We start from the raw sequence: 19,915 nt of genomic DNA on the forward strand, positions 1-19,915 counted from the left end.
GCTACCGGTCCGATCGATAACGAGTCTTACGCAATAATGGAGTGATTCATGGCCGGTCCCAATACCAAATTTTTAGTGGTTGACGATTTTTCTACAATGCGCCGCATTGTTCGAAATCTACTCAAGGAATTGGGCTATACCAACGTGGATGAGGCGGAAGACGGTTCGATGGCTCTGTCCAAGCTGCGCACCGACAATTTTGATTTCGTGATCTCCGATTGGAACATGCCGGTGATGGATGGACTGACCATGCTGCAAACGATCCGTGCCGATCCGACACTGTCGAAATTGCCGGTGTTGATGGTCACCGCCGAAGCGAAGAAGGAAAATATCATTGCGGCGGCACAGGCGGGTGCGAGTGGCTACGTAGTTAAGCCGTTTACTGCAGCCACACTGGATGAAAAGCTGGCGAAAATTTTTGAAAAGCTTGAAAAAGCTGGCGCCTGAGCGAGCGGCGGCATCGCCCGCGCATCGGTGCGGCGAGCCACCGGGCGTTCCTGATTAATCGTTGCTTGTCAGGACAGATTTCATGCATACCTCAGATTTTATCGTCCGAGAACCGCTTCTTGATCCCAAACAGCAGGTGCTCGGCTACGAGCTGAGCTGGCAGCAGTCTGGCAGCGATAAGGGGTTGCCAGGTGCCTCCAATCCGGTCGCTTTGGCCGGACTCATCGGGCAACATCTGAACAATGGCGAAAGCGGTTGGCTGCTGGGTGGCGCGCTCCTGTTTTTGCAGGCGTCGCCGGAGCTGCTGGCGACCGATGCGCTACTGGCGCTACCGCCCAAAAATACCGTTTTGGCCCTGACTGCGGCGGATCTGGCAGACCCGGCGGTTCTAAGCGCAGTCCAGGAATTGCGCGCACAAGGCTATGGCATCTTGTTGCGCAATGCCGATTTCAAGGCGCTTGACAAGGGTTTGCTGGCATTGCTGACGCATATCGAAGTTCGTTTCGATCCGGACGATCTGGCCAGTCAGGCCAAGATTTACGGTGCCTTCAAGCAATCATCGGTGCGCCTGGTAGCGCGTGGCGTCAGCACCTGGCAGCAATATGATTCCTGCGCAGCGCTCGGCCTGGACGCCTTTGTCGGCAAGCTGCATCTGACCCCGCGTCCCGGGCCGCAGCCGAAAGGCATGAATCCGGCGCAGACGGTGGTGCTGCAGTTGATGCGCATGGTGCGGCAAAATGCCGATGTGCGCGAACTGGAAGCGGTGCTGAAGCGCGACGCCGCATTGTCTTTTAAGCTGTTGCGCTACATCAATTCAGCTGGTTTTGGGCATGGCACGGAAATTCATTCATTGCGGCACGCTGTGACCCTGCTGGGCTATGCCCCGTTGTTTCGTTGGCTTTCGCTGCTGCTGGCTACTGCCAGTACTACCGGCTACTCCCCGGTACTGATGCAGACCGCGGTGATTCGCGGCCGTCTGGCCGAACTGCTGGGAACGCCAACCCTCCCGCGCGGGGAATCCGAAAACCTGTTCGTGGCCGGCCTGTTTTCCCTGCTGGACCGGCTGCTTGGAATTCCAATGGCGCAGGTACTGCAAGAGATGCAGTTTCCCGAAGGGCTGGCGCAGGCACTGTCCTCGCGTGGAGGTATCTACGGGCCATATCTGGCGTTGGCCGAAGCGTGTGAGCTGAATAGCGCGCTGGTCGGATCGCTGGCGGCTTCGCTGCAGGTCGAGGCGGATGAAGTAAATCAACTGCATCTATCGGCGCTGGCTTGGTCGCATAACCTGCAGTTGTAGGGTGCGCGTCAAATCCGTCTGCTTATCTGCGGAGACCTACCCGTCGCGGGCGCACATAAAAAAGCCGCCGGGCGCGGTGGGTCGGCGCCGGCGGCTTTTGCTCAGGCCTGCCGGGCCGACGCAGCGGCGGCTGGCACCGTCATCAGGAAAGCGTCGGAGAAGCAGGCATTCTCATCGAGTCCCCGGGCGATGAAGGCGGGGACGGCCGTTTCCACCATCTGAACCGAACCGCACAGGTACACCTCATGGCTGCGGAGGTCCGGGAAGTCAGCCAGCATGGCTTCGTGCACCAAGCCGGTGCGACCAGTCCAGCCGTCGCCTTCGGCGGGCTCGGAGAGGACCGGCACCACCGTGAAGTTCGGGTGGGCGCGCTGCCACTGCTCGCAGCGTTCGAGCATATACAGGTCCTGGCGCCGACGCACGCCCCAATACAAGCGCATGGAGCGCTGCACGCCACGCGCGAAGGCATCTTCCACGATGCTCTTGATGGGGGCGAACCCCGTAGCCCCGGCGACGAACAGAATGGGGTGCGGACTTTCGCGCAGCGTGAAGCTGCCGAGCGGGCCTTCGAAGCGCAGCAGATCGCCCACCTTCATGCCCTGAAACACATGGGTGGTAAAGCGCCCGCCGGGCACTAGGCGGATGTGCAGCTCAATCCGGCTGCCCTCTCCGGGCCGGTTGGCAAACGAGAAGGCGCGGCGCTGACAGTCGTCGAGCAGGATGTTGATGTATTGGCCGGCGGCGAAGTCCAGCGCCTTGCCGTCGGGTAGTTCCAGCACCAGGTGCATCACGTCGTCGGCCAGGCGCTTCATGCCCACCACGGTGGCGCTGTGCACCTCGGGCGCCGTGGCCTTGCCGCCGATGTCGTACTCGACCTCGATTGCCATATCCTCGCTCGGTTCCATGCAGCACATCAGGGCCTTGCCTTGGGCTTTCTGGGCGTTGGAGAGCGCGCTGATCTGGTACGGGCGCTGGTCGTAGCTGCCGTGCGCCACGCTGCAGATGCAGCGGCCGCAGCCGCCGTTGCGGCAGTCGTAGTCCAGGGTCAGGCCCTCGCGAAGGCCGGCGTCGAGGATGGTCTCGCCCTTGCGCACCGTGAACTCGGTGCGCAAGCCCTGTTCGCCATGCACCGCCACCTGGAATTTGGTCTTGGCGCCGCGTCCGAACCGAAGGGGCAGCCAGGGCTGCAGCGCGAGCAGCACGGACGCGCCAATCACCAGCGCCCATACGTGGCCCAGTGGCCATTCGGTGAGCAGTGGGAACACGGCCATGTAGAACCAGTCGAGTTCCACGCGGGTGACTGCATTGGCGAGGTCGCTGACGCCACCCTGAATCCGCACCGGAGCCACCAGCGACAGCGCCAGCACAGTCAGCAGCAGGCCGACGACGATCGGCCTGGGCGGTGTGGTACGCGCCTTGGGCACGCGCTGCACGTGGATCCACATGACCATCAGCACCACCAGCGGCAGGCCCAGGTGCATGAACGACAGTAGCGTGAAGAAGCGGCTGCCGACGTGGTCGGAATATAGGAAGTTGCGCATCAGCGTGCCGTTGAAGATCGGCAGCCAGTCCAGCCATTCGAAGCTGGTAACGGTGACGTATTGCGCCAACTGGTCCCAGGGCAGCATGTAGCCGTTCACGCCCGAGGCATACACCATCCAGATCAGCATTACCCCGGTGACCCAGGAGAACCAGCGGAAGCCGTGATAGCGGTCGAATGCGAAGTAGCGCAGCATGTGCAGCACCATGGTCAGCACCATGGCGTCGGACGCATAGCGGTGCACGCTGCGCAGCACGCCGCCGAGCCACCATTGCTTGTCGGTCAGAGCCACGACCGAGGTATAGGCCTCGGGAATGCCGGTTTCAAAGAATACATAGAGGTATAGGCCGCTGGCCCCGACCACCCAGAACAGGAAGAAGGTGATGGCACCGAGGTGATAGAACGGGTTAATGCGGTCGCCGAAGGCGGCGTTGAACAATCCTTCGGCGCGCAGGAACGGCCATTGCAGCAATGCTTGGAATTTCTTGATCATTCTTCGCTTTCCTTCAGCCTTGTACGGTGGCGGCAAGCGGGTGGCGGATGGCGCGGATCACGACCGCCACGAACAGCAGCCCGCCGATAATGGCGATCAGGCCGCCAAGCCCCATCAGGCCCATGCCGGCGACTTCGGCGGTGCTGCGCAGCACCTGCTCGGCGCCCGCCACCTTGCGTTGCACGCCATAACCGCCGGACCAGACCAACCCGATGATGTGCATCAGTTGCCCGATGCCGTATAGCCAGGGCTGCCAGGTGGCCATGCGATCCTGCGGCGCCTGGTAGCCCAGCGAGGGTAGGATGCGGTACACCGCACCCATCAGCGCTAGCGTGACGCCGACGATGCAGCCGTGGTAATGCGCCGGAATGCGCACATTGCTGCCGTTGATGAAGACGCCGATCAGGCCGCCGGCGGCAAACAGCAGCACCGAGGACAGCAGCGCCGCGCGCAGCGGCCGCATGGCCGGTTCGAGCCGTCGCAGCTTAAGCACGCCGAACACCACGGCAAGGCTGACCGGGGCAATGGCCGGGCCGCCGCCCAGGCGCATGGACCAGGTCAGCAGGTCGCGGTGTTCGACCGACGCCACTGGATAGGCCAGATAGGCATAGGGAATGACGAAGACGCCGGCCAGCGCCAGCAGGAACATCAGCACCGTGACGCGCGGGCTCAACACCAGGCGCGCGCCGCAGGTGCTGGCCAGCCACAGCCAGGACACCAGCATCAGCAGCGTCCAGGTGAACTGTAGCGCGTGGCCGCCGCCCCAGAACAGGATTTCGTAATAGGTCTTGTCATGCAGCGTCGTCGGCAGCTCGGCCCAGGACCAGGCCAGGCACAGCAGCCCCACCGCGGTGGCGACGGCAGCGGTGCTCAGGCCGAAGTCCAGCGCGCCGCTGCCGCCGTACTGCAGCCCCAGCCGGGGTGCGGCCAGCAGGCTGCGCAACACCAGCAGGGTGGACCCCACGCCGAACACCACCAGACCGGCGAGAAACAGCGGCGATTCGAGCACCGGGATGTAGTTGGCCATGATTGGCTCGCCTGGCGCGACGAACGGCGCCAGCGCCATGGCCAGCGTGCCGGCCGCCGTGACCCACAGCGCCAGCCAGCCGATCTCGCGGGCGCGGGTGCCGCCGTGCAGGCTCCAGAGCAGCCCGGCCATCGCCACGAACCAGACCAGCACCGACAGGTCCACGTGCAGCACCAGCGAGATATGGAAAAAATTGGCCGCCGGCAGCCACTGGTTCACGTAAGGCGTGCGCGAGACCACCAGCAGCACTGAAAAAAGGCCCGATCCGATCAGCGCGGCCAGCCCCAGCCACAGCCAGCCCCGTGCCAGCGCGCGGCGCGTATCTTGCGGGATGCTCAGTTGGTAGTCGGCACCGGGGCAGGCCGCCGGCAGACGCGCTGGCACGCGGGAAAGCCCCGGCAGGGGCGAGACGCTTGCGCTCATAGCAGGACGATGCCTCCCTTATCAGGATTGAAGTCAATGACCATGATCTGCGCCGGCTTCAGCGTCACGGTCTGCTCGCGCTGGTCGGTAAAGCCAGCGGCCGACTGGTTGTCCTTGAAGCGAACCGCGATGCGGTGCTCGCCGGCGGGAATGTCCAGGCGCTGATACAGGGTGGAGGCGCCGTCGCGCGACAGTCCCGAGGGCGGCGCGGTACGGCGCAGCGCCGGCTTGCCGTCGATGTCGACCTCGATGCTGACTGGCGAACGCTCGCGCTCGCACTTCATCGCCTTGCGCATGTTTGGCGCCATCTTCGCCTGCTCTTCGGCGGTGTAGGGGCGGCACTCGGCGATGCGCGCCCCGTGGTGGATGAAGCTGACCTTGATCTGCGCCGTGTCGGGCGGCAGCGGGTGGTACGCTGGCCAGCGCGAAAACACTCCGAGCGCCACGGCAAAGCAGCCGTACAGCAGGGCCTGGCCGCTCCAGTTGAGTGCGCGGTTCATTGATGTTTCTCCTCAGGAACAGGGGTGCCGGCATCGCATTGCCGGCGTAGTTCGTGCACGGCGGCCGCGAGCGCGCGTTCGTCGCCCGGATCGGTCCATGCGGTGCGCCAGCGCTCGGTAGGCACCGAGCGGCGCAGGTGCGGTTCGCGCTCCCCCGCCAGGCGCTCGGTGGTCCAGCGCTGGCCCAGGCGGAATTCGCAGCCGCCCGCGCGGCAGCCGTTGATCAGGACGCCGTCGGCGCCGGCGCGCAGCGCGTATTCGACGAAGGAGGGCGGCAGCATGCCGGCGCACGCCAGCCCGAAATGCAGCACATCGGGCGCCTGCAGGCGCGTGCGCGCTCCCTGCTCGCAGCCGAAAACCACGAAACGCCTGGCGCCCGGCATCGCACGCAGGCCCTGCACCAGTTGCCGGCGCAGGTGGTCGATGGGGAATTGCGGCATGTCGATTCCCGTCACCAGCACTTGGGCGCCGCGGAATGGAGTGGACGAGGGGCAGGCGCCGGCGCAGATGCCGCAACTGGCGCACAGGTCGGCACGCACTTCCGCCATGCGCATGCCGCGCCGGCCGTTCGGGTGGGGCACCATGGTAATCGCGGAATAGGGGCAATCGTCGAAGCAGCGTGCGCAGCCGCTGCACTGGTCCGGATGGACCACGGCCGCCGGCTGGCGCGGCGGTGCCGGCAGCAAGGGCGGCACCGCCAGCAGCACGAAGGCCAGTCCCAGCAGCAGCCAGACCGTGGCGCCCGAGGTGGCGTCGGCCAGCGGATGGATGAATAGCACGAACCAGTCGAGCGCGAGCGCCGTCGGCACCGTGCCGAGGTCGGCCGGGCCCTGGCTGTAAACCGGCAGCACGAAGGACAGCGCCAGCAGCGCGAGGAAAGTCCCCGTGGCCAGAGGCCGGGGCGGAAACACCTTGGCCAGGCTGATGCGCTGGATGTGGAACCACAGGCCGAAGATCAGCAGCAGCGGTACGCCGATGTGGATGAAGACGAGCAGGGTAAACAGCCGGTCGTTAAGGCTGACGGCCCCGAGGAAATTGCGTGCCAGCGGCGAGCCGAAAAAGGGCAGGACATCGATCCATTCGGCCGTCGCCACCACCGAATACTGGCCCAACTGGTCCCAGTTGAGCCAGAACCCGCCCACCGCGCTGACAAAGACCAGCGCGACCAGCGGCACGCCGGTCAGCCAGGGTATCTTGCGGAAATGCCGGTAGTGCCCCAGCGCCCATTCGCGCCCGATGTGGGCCAGCATGACGACCACGAACGCGTCGGCCGCGTAGCGGTGCACGCCGCGCAGTACGGTGCCCAGCATCCAGGGCACTTCGGCCAGCGCCTCGATCGAGCGGTACGCTTCCGCGGCCGAGGTGTCGAGCACGATGTAGAGGATGGTTCCGCTCGCCACCAGCAGCCACAGCAGCATGAAGCCGAGGGCGCCCAGGTGCTTGAGCGGATTCAGCGCCGCGCTGAAAGGTCGATCGAACGCATGCTCCAGCGCCCGGTAGGCGGCGGCAGGGCGGGGAACCGGTGAAGGCGAGATTGAGGTGCGGGAGTCCTCGGCGGCGACGGCTGGACCTGGCACTGGCATGGTACTGGCAAGCATCAGGTGTTTCGCACCCGCTTGTTGCGTGAACTTTGCCGGTTCGAGCGCCATTCATTGATGAAAAATACCAGCATCAGGATGAAGAAGGTCGCGCCGCCGGCAATCTGGATCGGCAGCGTGTAGTCCACCCGGTAGGCGCCGGTCTTGGGGTCGTACACGGTGCACAGGATGCGCACCCGGTCCATCAGGTGGTCCAGTACATCGTTCGATTGCACCGGCTGCCCGGCCAGCAGCATCTTCAGCGGTTCCCCCAATTCGGCCGGGAACAGGGATTCGCCGTACACCTGGCGCACGATGCGGCCCTCGGCATCGAGGACGGAGACCTGCAAAACATGGTCAAACCCCGCCGGGGTCGCCTCGTAGGCGAAGCCGAAATCCTGCGTCAGCGCGGGAACGATGGCTGCCGGCGGGCTCAGGAAATCCCAGTTGGACTGCCTGATCTGATACTGGGCGGCAAAAGCCTTCAGAGCCTGCGGCGAATCGGCCGGCTGGTTGAAGCCGATGCTGACCACATTGAACTGGTTCGGCCCCAGGCCCTTTTGCAAGCCCTCCACGGTTTCCTGCAGGGAACGCGTGGTGGTGGGGCACACCTGGAAGCAGCCGGTGTAGATGAAGCTCACCAGCAGGGGTTTGCCGCGAAACGAGGAGAGGGCCACCGGACGGCCTTCGCGGTTCAGCAGGATGTGGTCGCCGATCTGGCGGCCGATCGCGGCCTGGCTCGTACGCAGCGCCTGCTCACGGTCCAGCCCGAGGTCGGCGGCGCGATCAGGCTTGTCCGCGGCCAGTGCCGCCGGTAGCAGCGCCAGCGCCAGGCCACAGAACGCGAACCCGCACCGGAGTCTGGAGAGTAGCGACTTGGCCACGGCCCGCCCTCAACGCAACAGGGCGTCGATGCAGGCAGCGGCCAGCAGGACGCTCAGTTGCACCAGCGATGCGAAGAAAGAGCCCATGGCGGTGGCACGCCCAGGCCGGCGCGCCAGTTGCCAGGACTTGCGGACGAAGTGCAGGCCGCCGGCGAGCGCGCCCACCGCATACACCGGCCCGGCGCCATAGGCCAGCGGCAGCAGCGAGGCGACGAACAGCGCCACGGTGCTGATCAGCACCGTGCGGGCCGCGCGGGCCGGCCCGACGACCACGGGCAGCATCGGCACGCCCGCCTGCGCATAGTCGTCGCGGTTGGCAATCGCCAGGCTCCAGAAGTGCGGAGGCGTCCATAGAAATAGCACCAGGGCCAGCAGCCAGGACAGCGGTCCGAGCGCGGGATCGACGGCGGCAGCGCCCGCCAGCACGGCGAAGCTTCCCGCCAGACCGCCGATGACGATGTTGAGGGCAGTGCGCCGCTTCAGCCACAGGGTATACACCACCCCGTAGAAGAAGGCGCCGAGAAACACATGCAGCGCCGCCGTGCCATTCAGCATGACCCAGGCTGCCACTACCGCACCGGCCAGCAGCACGGTCATCAGGACCAGCCAGGCGGGGTGGTGCGGCAGCGCGCCGGTGACGAAGGCGCGCTTCTTGGTGCGCGCCATCAGGCGATCGCTCTGGTACTCGACATACTGGTTGAATGCCCCCGCGCTGGCGGACGCCAGCAGCACCGACAGGGCCAGGATCAGCACCTGCATCAAGCTGGGTGCCGGGCCCGGCGTCACCGCCATGCCTACCAGCGCGGTAATCATGATGAGCACGCCGATGCGCAGCTTGAACAGCGAGATGACGTCACGCGCCATCTGCGCCGTGCCGCGCCCGGCGGGCTTGAGCGGGGTGGTGTGCATCGCGCCGGGTCCAGCTTAGCTCAGGCCCCACAACTGGCCGAGGTACTTCCAGTTGACGAAGTAGTACAGCACGAAGGACACCAGGAAGAACATGGCCAGCACGAAAGTGCCGGGCGCCACGAAACCGGCGGAGCCATAAGTTTGCGCGGCGGCCGTGGGCGCGGCGCGAGGCACCGGTGTGAAGTTCGGACTGGTCACGCCGGCGTCGAGCTTCTTGCCGAAGAACACGGAGCCGACGGTGACGTAGACGTAGATCACACCGCCAGCGATCGCTGCGACACCGCCGATGCCGACCAGGCCCATCATCAGATAGGCGGCGCCAGGCCACTCATAGGCCAGGGCATGGCCGCTGAAGGCCATGTCCCAGTGGCGGCGGGACACGCCCAGCGTACCGGCTCCCATCATCACGAGGCAGAAGAAGTACATCGAGAAGCCGAACAGGTAGGGCTGGATCCTGGCCAGGCCGGGCGCGATCATTTCGCGCCGGAACAGCACCGGGATCAGGTAATACGTGAGGGCCATGAAGGTTAGCGTGGTGCCGACCACGACGGTCGCGTGGAAGTGGCCAGGCACGTAGATGGTGTTGTGGATCAGCAGGTTGAGCTGTTCGGTACCCATCATCACGCCGGAAATCCCGCCCAGGAAGCCGAAACCTACCAGCGCGATGAACACGCCGGAGAACGTCGGATTGCTCCAGGGCGCCTTGCGCAGCCACTCGAACAGGCCCTTGTTGTAGCCACGGGCGCGCTGCGCCACTTCCATCGCGCCGGGGATCGACAGGGCATGGATCATCGAGGCCAGCACGGCGAAGTACATGAAGTAGCTGGTGTTCACCACTTTCCATTCTGTACTGACGCCGGGATCGGCCAGCAGGTGATGGGCACTGGCGAGTTGCAGGAACAGGATGTACAGCAGGAAGGCGCCGCGGCTGACGCGCTCGGACATCGGCTTGGCGCCGAAGGCAATGGCGGCCACGGCGTACCAGATCGAGATGTGGGTCGCTACGTTGATCTGCTGCGACGAGTGGCCCAGTGCCCACCAGATGGTCCGGTAGATCAGCGGATCGACTTGATTCAGGGCGCCGACCGACAGGAACAGGGTCGGGACCAGGATGATGGCGCCGGAAAGGAGGGTGAACACCGCGATGATGGCAGCGGTGAGGGCGCCAAAGGTCACCAGCGGCACCGAACCCTCATAGGTCTTCTCGCGCTTGGCCACGACCAGCGTGCCGAAGAAAATGAAGCAGGCGATCAGCGCGCCGACGGCGAACAGGATCAGGCCGAGGTAGAAAGACCAGTGCGCCATCATCGGCACATAGGAGGTCATCATCACGCTCGAATCGCCGCGGAACACGGCGACGTTGTTCATCACAGCGCCGATCAGCATCAACGCATACGCGGCCCAGGCGATCTTGGGCGTGGCCAGGCGGCAGCGCAGCAGCGTCGATGAGGCGAAATACAGGACGGCGATCTCGAAGAATATGACCCAGAAGATCAGCATGTCGATGCCGTGGGCCGTGAGCACCATGTAGAAGGTGTCGGCCGGCAGCCAGTGCACCGCCGGCCAGCGGGTCAGCACCACGCCGATGGCCAGCAGGCCCCCGACGAGCAGTGCCACCACGGCGGTGACGGCGTTGACGATCATGAGTTTCTCTGCCTGGGCTTCGAACTGCAGGCCGGAACGCGGGCAGGTACGGTAAGTGGTATTGACGGTCATGGCGTTCCTCGCGTTACTTTACATAGATGCGACCCACCATCTCGTGGTGGCCGATGCCGCAATACTCATTACACACGACGGAAAAGGTGCCCGACTCGTTGGGCGTGACCTTGATCACGTGCTCGTAGCCGGGCACCACCTGGATGTTGATGTTGGTCGGCTGCAGGGAGAAGCCGTGGTTGTAGTCCATCGAGGTCAGGTGCAGCTTGTAGGTCTTGCCTTTTTGCAGCTCAAGGATGGGCCACCAGTTCCAGAGCCGGCCGATCATGTAGACGTCGGCGCCCTCGGGCGGAGCCACGACCGGAATCTTCTGATCGGTCTCGGTGCGCACCGTCCACTTGTCGACGACGGCCTGCGCCTGGGCGGCAAATTTGTCCGGGGTGGTCTTGTAAGTTTCGGTCGCCAGGTTCTGCTTGCCGTAGACGTGCCAGAACACCATCATGAAAAACATGACCATGCACCAGACGAAGGAGATGCCGATCCATACGGCTTCGAGGCGGTCCAGCGGGTGTTTCCACCACAACCGCTCTGAGGGAGGGAGAATTGCGCTCATGGGTTGGCTCCTTTATTTGGCCGCTGGAATGGTCAGGATGTCGATGACGCCCCACAGGTTGTACACGATCATGGGGACCATCACGCCCAGAAACAGCAGCAGGAAAGGGCTGTCCAGCAGCTGCTGTATGAGCGGAACTTTGTCGTTCTCATCGTCATGGTGGTTCATGGTTTTCTCCCAAGTAAGCTTTTTGGCAACTGGCATTGTTGTCCGTTGCTACCGGCTTGAACATTGATCTAAATCAATACTTGGAAAAAGGCATCCGGTCTTTGTGGATAACCCGACAAAACCGGATTCCCAAGTACGATTTCATGCATACTTCCGCGATTCGGGGCGATTTACCTTGCCGGTGGCAGTTCATGCAGCCATTTGTCACTTTTAAACCATGTCCTTTCTTCGAATATCCCCATGACTCCGGTTGAAATGGAATTGGAGGCCCCCTCCGTGTCCCGCAGATCGATGCTGCTGCGGCGCATGGCCTGGGTATGCGCCGTCATGGTGCTCTTGGTTATGAGCCTGAGCGCCTACCTCCGCCTGTCCAATGCCGGGCTGGGGTGTGAGCCATGGCCGCAGTGCTACGGCCAGGCGCTGCGGACGCTACCCGCGAATGTCGCAGTTCCCGCGGCCGACAGCGCCACGGCAGCGGCACGCCTGGCCCACCGGGTAATTGCCTCGGCGGCCTTGCTGCTGGTGTTGGCGATGGTGATGACTGCCTTGGGCCGGCGCCCTGCACTGTGGCCCGAGGGCCGCATGGCATTGGGGCTGCTGGGGCTGGTGCTGTTTCTGGCCGTGCTCGGGCGCTGGACGGCACAATCGCGGCTGCCCGCCGTGACGCTGGGCAACCTGCTGGGGGGGGTTGCCCTGTTTGCTCTCAGCGTGCGCCTGGCCTTGGTGGCGGCGCGCGGCCCGGCACCATCCGTGGACCGCCCGCTGCCGGCGGCCTGGATTTGGCTGGCTGCCCTGCTCATGCTGGTGCAGGTAGCGCTGGGCGGCCTCGTGGGTACCGGCCATGCGGGCATGAGCTGCCCCGCCTTTGACGCCTGCAACCTCGGTGCCGGCTCCTGGCAGCTGTTCGTCCCTTGGGTGGAGCCCCCTGCCGGAGTACTGCCCACTCACGCGGAAGGCGCACTGGTACATGTGCTGCACCGTGCGGGCGGGCTGCTGCTGGCTGCCGCGCTGGTGGTGCTGGCCTGGCGCGTCTGGCGTCAAGGGCAACGGACTGCCGCCATGCTGCTGGCGGGTTTGCCGGCGCTACAGGTGGCGCTGGGGCTGGGGCTGGTTGCGCTGGATCTGCCGCTGGCGCTGGCCTTGGCGCACAATTTGACTGCTGCGCTGCTGCTGGCAGTGCTGTTGGGTATCTCCGTGCCGCAGCGTAACTCGATGCTGCTGCCTGCCTTGTAACAGCGGTTGCTGCGTCGGTTCGAATGCGCCGTGGGCTTCGTCCCGATCGCCGACGGCGATAATTCGGTCTCCGCGACCTGAAGAAGGTAAGCGCCAAGTGGAAATCGATTTCCCTGGCACTTAAGCCGAAGGGGGTCCTCATTGATCGACGCACTGCGCACCCCGGGTCGGAGAATCCTGAAAAGAAGCCCATTTCCATCCCTGTTCGGCTGATCGCGTGCCAGCCGCTTCACCAATAATCAAGCCTGATGGGCCTATGGCGTCGTGTGGAACGCCGATGGCGCCATGACAGGAGTCGGCGGTGGCTGAAGACAGCGATCTCGAAAAGACAGAACCCGCATCGCCCCGGCGCATCGAGCAGGCGCGCGAAGAGGGCGACGTTCCGCGTTCGCGCGAGCTGGCGACCTGCACCATCCTGCTGGCGGCCGGCAGCGGGCTGTGGTTTTTCGGCGGCGGGGTGGTACAGCGTCTGAACCGGAGCCTGGAAGCAGGGCTTGGCTTCGACCGCGCGCAAGCCTTCGATCCCAATGTGCTGTTCGAGCAGATCGGCGCCAGCGTCACTGGTGTCATGCTGGCCTTTGCGCCGATCGCGATTTTGCTTGTGATCGTGGCGCTCGCCTCGCCGCTGCTGATCGGCGGCTGGCTGTTTTCGGCCAAGGCGCTGCAGCCGAAATTCGACAAGCTCAACCCGCTCAAGGGTTTGGGCAACATGGTGTCGGTCAATGCCGCGGTGGAACTGGGCAAGGCAATCGCCAAGACGATCCTGGTCGGCAGCGTGTCCTGGCTGGTGATCAGCCACCAGCTCGACGCCATGCTCGGGCTGGGCGTGGAAACCGCCAGGGACGGCACGCTGCACCTGGCGCGCCTGATGCTGACCGGCTTCATCTCGATCGTCGGCGCACTGGTGCTGATCGCGCTGATCGACGCACCGTTCCAGATGTGGCGTTATGCCAACAAGCTGAAGATGACGCGCCAGGAAGTGCGGCAGGAATCCAAGGAATCCGACGGCGACCCGCAGATCAAGGCCAAGATCCGCTCGATGCAGCGCGAGATGGCGCGCCGGCGCATGATGGCGGAAGTGCCGACTGCCGACGTCGTGGTCACCAACCCGACCCACTATGCGGTGGCGCTGAAATACGCCGACGGCGCGATGCGCGCACCGAAGGTGGTGGCCAAGGGCGCCGACGAAGTGGCGGCCAGGATCCGCGAGATCGCCGCCGCCAACAACGTGCCGATGCTGGAAGCGCCGGCCCTGGCGCGGGCACTGCACCGCCACACCGAACTCGGCGATGAAATCCCGGAAGCGTTGTATACAGCGGTGGCCGAAGTGCTGGCCTATGTATTCCAGTTGCGCAGCTATAAAAAACAGGGCGGGATTCGCCCCGAGCTGCCGCAGGAACTGGATGTGCCGCCGGAGCTGGATCCGAACAACGCAGCCGCCGCCGCTGAACCGGGTGCCTCCGCATGAACGGCCTGAAACTGCCGGCCTGGCTGACTGGAGAAGGCTCGCGCGCAATGGCGGCGCCGATCATCATCGTCATGATGCTGGCGATGATGGTTCTGCCGTTGCCGGCATTTGCGCTGGACGTGTTCTTCAGCTTCAATATCGCGCTGTCGATCATCGTTCTGCTGACCGCGTTGTACACGGTCAAGCCGCTTGATTTCATGGTATTCCCGACCGTGCTGCTGGTTTCGACCATGTTGCGCCTGTCGCTCAACGTCGCTTCCACCCGCATCGTGCTGACCGAAGGGCACAGCGGCCCGGATGCCGCCGGCAAGGTGATCGAGGCCTTCGGCCATTTCCTGATCGGCGGCAACTACGCGGTCGGACTGGTGGTGTTCGTGATCCTGACCATCATCAACTTCATGGTGGTCACCAAGGGTGCCGGCCGCATTGCCGAGGTCGGCGCACGTTTCGCGCTGGATGCGATGCCGGGCAAGCAGATGGCGATTGATGCCGACCTGAACGCCGGCCTGATCGGTGAGCAGGAAGCGCGTCGCCGCCGCCAGGAAGTCGGGCAGGAAGCCGAGTTCTACGGCGCCATGGACGGCGCCAGCAAATACGTGCGCGGCGACGCCATCGCCGGCATCATCATCACCGTCATCAACATCATCGGCGGCCTGGTGGTCGGCATGGTGCAGCATGACCTCGCATTCGATGCGGCGCTGAAAAATTACACGCTACTGGCGATCGGCGACGGCCTGGTGGCGCAGATTCCGTCGCTGATCATTTCCACCGCGGCCGGCGTGGTGGTGTCGCGCGTGGCCAGCGAACAGGATATCGGCGGCCAATTGGTCGGGCAGTTGCTGGCCAAACCGCAGGTGCTCTACATCACCGCCGCCATCATCGGCGGCATGGGCCTGATTCCGGGCATGCCGCACGTCGCCTTCCTGCTGCTGGCCGGTGTCCTGGGCGGCGGCGCCTATGTCCTGTCGCAGCGCGCTGCCCAGGCGGCGCAGGCAGAACCCGAGGCGGTGGCGGCGGTGGTCGCGCCGGAAATCGAGGAAGCGACCTGGCAAGACATCGTCCCGGTCGATACCCTGGGCCTGGAAGTCGGCTACCGGCTGATTCCGCTGGTGGACAAGGGGCAGGGCGGCGAACTGCTGCGTCGGATCAAGGGCATTCGCAAGAAATTCGCGCAGGAAGTTGGCTTCCTGTCGCCGCCGGTGCATATTCGCGACAACCTGGAACTGAAGCCGTCGGCCTACCGCATTACCTTGAAAGGGGTCGAAGTCGGCAGCGGCGAAGCGCACGCCGGCCAGTTCCTCGCCATCAATCCCGGCATGGTGACCGGCGCCTTGCCCGGCCCGACCACCAGCGATCCGGCCTTCGGCCTGCCCGCCACCTGGGTCGACGGCGGCCTGCGCGAACAGGCGCAGACCATGGGCTACACCGTGGTCGACGCCGGCACCGTGGTCGCCACCCACCTGAATCACCTAATCACGACCCATGCGGCGGAATTGCTGGGGCGGCAGGAGGTGCAGCAGTTGCTGGATCACGTCGGCAAGGATGCGCCGAAGCTGGTGGAAGACCTGGTGCCGAAGCTGATTCCGTTAGCGACGCTGCAAAAGGTGCTGCAGAACCTGCTGTCCGAAGGCATCCACATCCGCGACATGCGCACCATCGTCGAAACCCTGGCGGAACAGGCGCTGCGCACGCAGGACCCGAACGAACTGACGGCGATGGTACGCGTCGCGCTGGGGCCGGCAATCGTGCAGCAGATCTTCCCCTCCACCGGCGAATTGTCGGTGATGACGCTGGACAACCGGCTCGAGCGCCTCTTGATGCAGGCGCTGCATGCCAGCGGTCCGGAGGGCGCCGGCATCGAGCCCGGCCTGGCCGACACCCTGGCACAGCAGGCCGAACACGCCACGCGCCAGCAGGAACAAATGGGCCTGCCGCCGGTACTGCTGGTGCCGGCGCCGCTGCGCGCCCTGCTGGCGCGCTTCCTGCGCCGCGCGCTGCCGCAATTGAAGGTGCTGTCGCAGGCCGAACTGCCGGATTCGAAAACCATTAGAGTGACCAGCCTGATTGGAGGCCAAGCATGAACGTCAAGAAATTCCTAGCCCATACCTCGCGCGAGGCATTGCGCCAGGTGCGCGACGCCATCGGACCGGACGCTGTGATCCTGTCCAACCGCTCAGTGGAGGGAGGCGTCGAAATCCTGGCGCTGGCGCACGACGACATCGCTTCGCTGGCGGCTCCCGCGCGCGACCAGGAAAGCGCGATCGAGGCGCCAGTCGCAAGCGAAGCGCTGCCGCGCCGCAACGAAAACACGCAGGCGGCGAATCTGGCAGCGATGCTCAGCCGCGCTCCGGAGCAGGCGCCCGCGGCTGCCGCGGTCAGCAGCAACGAGCTGAACGAAGTGATGAGCGAAATCCGCTCGATGCGCGGCATGCTGGAGGCGCAACTGGCCGGGCTGGCCTGGGGCGCGCTGCAAAAGCGCGAGCCGATGAAGGCGGTGATCATGCGCGAGATGCTGGCGGCCGGGTTTTCCGCCAGCCTGGCGCGCTACCTGACCGAAAAGCTGCAGGACGGCGACAGCCGCGAAGCCGGCATGAACTGGATCAAGACCATCCTGGCGCGCAATCTGGGTACGATGGACAACGAAGACCAGATTCTGGAGCAGGGCGGCGTGTATGCGCTGGTCGGTCCGACCGGCGTTGGCAAGACCACCACCACCGCCAAGCTGGCGGCGCGTTGCGTGATGCGGCACGGCGCCGGCAAGCTGGCGCTGATCACCACCGATGGCTACCGCATCGGCGGCTACGAGCAGTTGCGCATCTACGGCAAGATTCTGGGCGTCATGGTGCACTCGGTGAAGGACGAAGCCGACCTGAAGATCGCGCTGCAGGAATTGAAGGGCAAGCACATGGTGCTGATCGACACGGTCGGCGTCAGCCAGCGCGACCAGATGGTGGCGCAACAGGTGGCGATGCTGGCCGGCGCAAGTACCGGGGCCGGCGCCGAGGTCAAGCGGCTGTTGTGCCTGAATGCCACCTCGACTGGCGAAACCCTGAATGAAGTGATCCGCGCCTACAAGGGCGACGGCCTGGCAGGCTGCATCATGACCAAGCTGGATGAGGCGGCCACCATCGGCAGCACGCTGGATGCGCTGATCCGCCACAAGCTCTGCCTGTATTACGTCGCCAATGGCCAGCGCGTGCCGGAAGATCTGCACGTGGCCAATCGCCAGTACCTGGTCGACCGCGCCTTCAAACTGAAACGCGAAACCGCGCCGTTCACGTTGCAGGATTCCGAATTGCCGCTGGTGGTGGCCAACACCGCGCACGCGATGAACGACAAGAGTCTGCGCGAGGTCAGCCTTGTCTAATTTTCATCACGACCAGGCGGAAGGCTTGCGGCGCATGCTGGCGGGGCCGAAGCCGCGCATTGTCACGCTGCTGTCAGTGCTGCCGGAGGCGGAGAAGAGCGCCACGCTGATCAATCTGGGCGCCTCGCTGGCGCGCGCCGGCCGCGATGTCCTGCTGCTGGACGCCAGTTTGCGGGCGAATGGCGTCGCCGGCCGCCTGGGCGACTTGCCGCGCGCAAGCCTGATGCAGGTAGCGCGCGGCGAACGTACGCTGGAACAGGCGGTGCGTATGCTGCCGCAGGGCTTTGGGCTGGCGGCGCTGGTTTCGGGCAGCAACCGGCCGGCGCCACTGGCGGCGCACGCAGGCGAACTGGAACGGTTATGCGGCCGGCTGACACAGCAAACCGATATCCTGCTGGCGGACGCCGCGCTCGGCGACGACGGCAGCCTGCCGCTGGCGGCGTTGGCAGCCGGCGAAGTGGTGGTCCAGGTAGCAACCGATGCCGCCTCGATCACCGCCGGCTACGCGCTGATCAAGCGCCTGAATGCTGCTTTCGGTCGGCGCTCGTTTGGCGTGCTGGTATCGGGTGCCAGCGAAGAACAGGCGCAACTGGTGTTTCGCAACATGGCACAGGCGGCCAACCGCTATCTGGCGCTGCCGCTGCATGCGCTCGGCTCGGTTCCGGCTGACGACCACATCGGGCGCGCCGCGCGCCTCGGGCGGGCGGTGGTGGACGCCTTTCCGCTGGCCGGTGCCTCGGTTGCGTTCCGCCGCATGGCTGGACGATTGGCGCCGGGTGAGTTACCGTTAGGAAACCATGGCATGCTGGCCAGTGGGGTCAATCGCGGAATTTGAATATGTATAACGCCAACGGAAAGTCGGACAGGGAGAATCTGCTCACGCAGCACGCACCGCTGGTCAAGAAACTCGCCTATCAGATGAAAGCCCGGCTGCCGCCCAGCGTCGAAGCGGACGACTTGGTGCAGGCCGGTATGATCGGCTTGCTGGATGCCGTCAACCGTTACGAGGAGACGCACGGCGCGCAGTTCGAAACCTACGCGGTGCAGCGTATCCGCGGCGCCATGCTGGACGAGTTGCGCAATAGCGACTGGCTGCCGCGCAGCATGCGCCAGAATATGCGCAAGATCGAGGTCGCGATGGCGACGCTGCAGCAGCGCCTCGGGCGGCCGCCAAAGGAAACCGAAGTCGCCAAGCAATTGAAGCTGTCGCTGGAAGCCTACCAGGAGATGCTGGCCGACGGCGGCGGCCATCAACTGGTGTATTACGAGGATTTTCATGATACGTCCGAAGGCGGCCATGAGCATTTTCTCGACCGCTACTGTCCCGACACCAACGACGATCCGCTGCAGGCCCTGCTCAACAGCGGTTTCCGCGAGGCCGTGATCGACGCTATCACAGCTCTTCCCGAGCGCGAAAAAATCCTGATGGGGCTGTACTACGAACAGGAAATGAACCTGAAGGAAATCGGCGCCGTGATGGGCGTGTCCGAGTCGCGCGTGTGCCAGTTGCACGGCCAGGCGATCGCGCGCATGCGCGCCACCTTGAGAGAGCAGGCGTGGACTGGGGTAGCGTAGCCGGGCTGGTTCTTGCGCTGGTCGGCATCCTCGGCGGGCAGTTGCTGGAAGGCGGCCATCTGGCCTCGCTGGTGCAGCCGGCCGCTTTCGTCATCGTCGTTATCGGCACGCTGGGAGCGGTGCTGCTGCAAAGCGGCCTGGTGCCTTTTGTGCGCGGCGTGCGCATGGTGGTGTGGGCGTTCCTGCCGCCGCCGCTGGAACACGAAGCGCTGATTCGCGACGCCGGCGTCTGGAGCTTCACCGCCCGGCGCGAGGGCTTGCTCAGCCTGGAGCGTTTCCTCGAGCGTAGCGAAGACCCGTTCATCGCCAAGGGTCTGCGCCTGTTGGTGGACGGCATTGAACCGGGCCGGATACGGGAAATCCTGGAAGTCGAAATCTCCACCTACGAAAGCGGCCGGCGCCAGGCATTGAAGATCTGGGAAGCGGCCGGCGGTTATGCACCGACCATCGGCATCATCGGCGCCGTGCTGGGGTTGATTCACGTGATGGAAAACCTGTCCGATCCGTCCAAGCTGGGCGCCGGTATCGCGGTCGCCTTCGTCGCCACCATTTACGGTGTCGGTTTGGCCAACCTGGTGTTCCTGCCGATTGCCAACAAGTTGAAGGCGGTGGTGGCGCAGCAGGTGCAACGGCTGGACATGCTGCTCGACGCCTTTGCCGGAATTGCGCAAGGCGACAATCCGCGCGTGATCGAAGAACGGATGCGTGCCTATTTCGAACAGTGAGAACTACTCGGTA

18 protein-coding genes are annotated in these 19,915 nt (G+C 64.6%); 9 read left to right on the forward strand and 9 right to left on the reverse strand.

Translation table 11 applies throughout. The features are described from left to right. Positions 1 to 48 precede the first annotated feature (48 nt). Both cheY and ACK2VC_RS16300 read left to right on the forward strand, forming a co-directional pair. Complete coding sequence (gene cheY / locus ACK2VC_RS16295) at positions 49 to 447, forward strand: chemotaxis response regulator CheY (RefSeq protein ID WP_486731424.1); 399 nt, start codon at positions 49 to 51, stop codon at positions 445 to 447. Positions 448 to 529: 82 nt separating this feature from the next. After that, positions 530 to 1,744, forward strand: a complete 1,215-nt coding sequence (locus ACK2VC_RS16300; protein WP_486731425.1) for an EAL and HDOD domain-containing protein — start codon at positions 530 to 532, stop codon at positions 1,742 to 1,744. A gap of 101 nt (positions 1,745 to 1,845) precedes the next feature. Here the strand turns inward: ACK2VC_RS16300 and ACK2VC_RS16305 are convergent, their stop codons facing one another. The 9 genes from ACK2VC_RS16305 to ACK2VC_RS16345 are packed head-to-tail and all read right to left on the reverse strand — an operon-like array spanning position 1,846 to position 11,534. Continuing rightward, positions 1,846 to 3,777 (reverse strand): FAD-binding oxidoreductase, encoded by a 1,932-nt coding sequence (locus ACK2VC_RS16305; RefSeq protein WP_486731426.1) that lies wholly within the window; start codon positions 3,775 to 3,777, stop codon positions 1,846 to 1,848. A 13-nt stretch (positions 3,778 to 3,790) separates the two neighbouring features. Next, entirely contained in the window at positions 3,791 to 5,227 is a 1,437-nt protein-coding gene (locus tag ACK2VC_RS16310; RefSeq protein WP_486731427.1) for a cbb3-type cytochrome c oxidase subunit I, read from the reverse strand. After that, positions 5,224 to 5,727: a hypothetical protein gene (locus tag ACK2VC_RS16315; RefSeq protein WP_486731428.1), complete on the reverse strand. Its 504-nt coding sequence runs from the start codon at positions 5,725 to 5,727 to the stop codon at positions 5,224 to 5,226. Before ACK2VC_RS16315 ends, ACK2VC_RS16310 begins: the two co-directional genes overlap by 4 nt. Next, a complete protein-coding gene (locus tag ACK2VC_RS16320) occupies positions 5,724 to 7,325 on the reverse strand; it encodes a hydrogenase iron-sulfur subunit (protein ID WP_486731429.1) in 1,602 nt (533 codons plus the stop codon). The genes ACK2VC_RS16315 and ACK2VC_RS16320 overlap by 4 nt, the downstream gene beginning before the upstream one ends. Beyond that, a complete protein-coding gene (locus tag ACK2VC_RS16325) occupies positions 7,325 to 8,188 on the reverse strand; it encodes an SCO family protein (RefSeq protein WP_486731430.1) in 864 nt (287 codons plus the stop codon). Before ACK2VC_RS16325 ends, ACK2VC_RS16320 begins: the two co-directional genes overlap by 1 nt. A gap of 9 nt (positions 8,189 to 8,197) precedes the next feature. Beyond that, complete coding sequence (cyoE, locus tag ACK2VC_RS16330; protein ID WP_486731431.1) at positions 8,198 to 9,097, reverse strand: heme o synthase; 900 nt, start codon at positions 9,095 to 9,097, stop codon at positions 8,198 to 8,200. A 15-nt stretch (positions 9,098 to 9,112) separates the two neighbouring features. Further along, a complete protein-coding gene (locus tag ACK2VC_RS16335; protein ID WP_486731432.1) occupies positions 9,113 to 10,813 on the reverse strand; it encodes a cbb3-type cytochrome c oxidase subunit I in 1,701 nt (566 codons plus the stop codon). A 13-nt stretch (positions 10,814 to 10,826) separates the two neighbouring features. After that, positions 10,827 to 11,366, reverse strand: a complete 540-nt coding sequence (locus ACK2VC_RS16340) for a cytochrome C oxidase subunit II (protein WP_486731433.1) — start codon at positions 11,364 to 11,366, stop codon at positions 10,827 to 10,829. A gap of 12 nt (positions 11,367 to 11,378) precedes the next feature. Beyond that, positions 11,379 to 11,534, reverse strand: a complete 156-nt coding sequence (locus ACK2VC_RS16345; protein ID WP_486731434.1) for a hypothetical protein — start codon at positions 11,532 to 11,534, stop codon at positions 11,379 to 11,381. A gap of 276 nt (positions 11,535 to 11,810) precedes the next feature. On the opposite strand from ACK2VC_RS16345, the gene ACK2VC_RS16350 reads away from it, so the two are divergent. The 7 genes from ACK2VC_RS16350 to ACK2VC_RS16380 all read left to right on the forward strand — a co-directional run bounded on the left by ACK2VC_RS16350 (position 11,811) and on the right by ACK2VC_RS16380 (position 19,902). Beyond that, complete coding sequence (locus ACK2VC_RS16350; RefSeq protein ID WP_486731435.1) at positions 11,811 to 12,767, forward strand: COX15/CtaA family protein; 957 nt, start codon at positions 11,811 to 11,813, stop codon at positions 12,765 to 12,767. Between the two features lie 301 nt (positions 12,768 to 13,068). Continuing rightward, complete coding sequence (flhB, locus tag ACK2VC_RS16355) at positions 13,069 to 14,235, forward strand: flagellar biosynthesis protein FlhB (RefSeq protein ID WP_486731436.1); 1,167 nt, start codon at positions 13,069 to 13,071, stop codon at positions 14,233 to 14,235. After that, positions 14,232 to 16,316 carry a flagellar biosynthesis protein FlhA gene (gene flhA, locus ACK2VC_RS16360; RefSeq protein WP_486731437.1) on the forward strand — a complete coding sequence of 695 codons (2,085 nt, stop codon included), beginning with the start codon at positions 14,232 to 14,234 and terminating at the stop codon, positions 16,314 to 16,316. Before flhB ends, flhA begins: the two co-directional genes overlap by 4 nt. Then, entirely contained in the window at positions 16,313 to 17,602 is a 1,290-nt protein-coding gene (flhF, locus tag ACK2VC_RS16365) for a flagellar biosynthesis GTPase FlhF (protein ID WP_486731438.1), read from the forward strand. Before flhA ends, flhF begins: the two co-directional genes overlap by 4 nt. Next, positions 17,595 to 18,437: a MinD/ParA family ATP-binding protein gene (locus ACK2VC_RS16370; RefSeq protein ID WP_486731439.1), complete on the forward strand. Its 843-nt coding sequence runs from the start codon at positions 17,595 to 17,597 to the stop codon at positions 18,435 to 18,437. The genes flhF and ACK2VC_RS16370 overlap by 8 nt, the downstream gene beginning before the upstream one ends. 2 nt (positions 18,438 to 18,439) lie before the next feature. Beyond that, positions 18,440 to 19,177 carry an RNA polymerase sigma factor FliA gene (locus ACK2VC_RS16375; protein ID WP_486731440.1) on the forward strand — a complete coding sequence of 246 codons (738 nt, stop codon included), beginning with the start codon at positions 18,440 to 18,442 and terminating at the stop codon, positions 19,175 to 19,177. Further along, positions 19,159 to 19,902, forward strand: coding sequence for a flagellar motor protein (locus ACK2VC_RS16380; RefSeq protein ID WP_486731441.1), 744 nt, complete (start codon positions 19,159 to 19,161; stop codon positions 19,900 to 19,902). The genes ACK2VC_RS16375 and ACK2VC_RS16380 overlap by 19 nt, the downstream gene beginning before the upstream one ends. Positions 19,903 to 19,915: the final 13 nt, after the last annotated feature.

This window comes from Herbaspirillum sp. WTB6 (assembly GCF_057457785.1).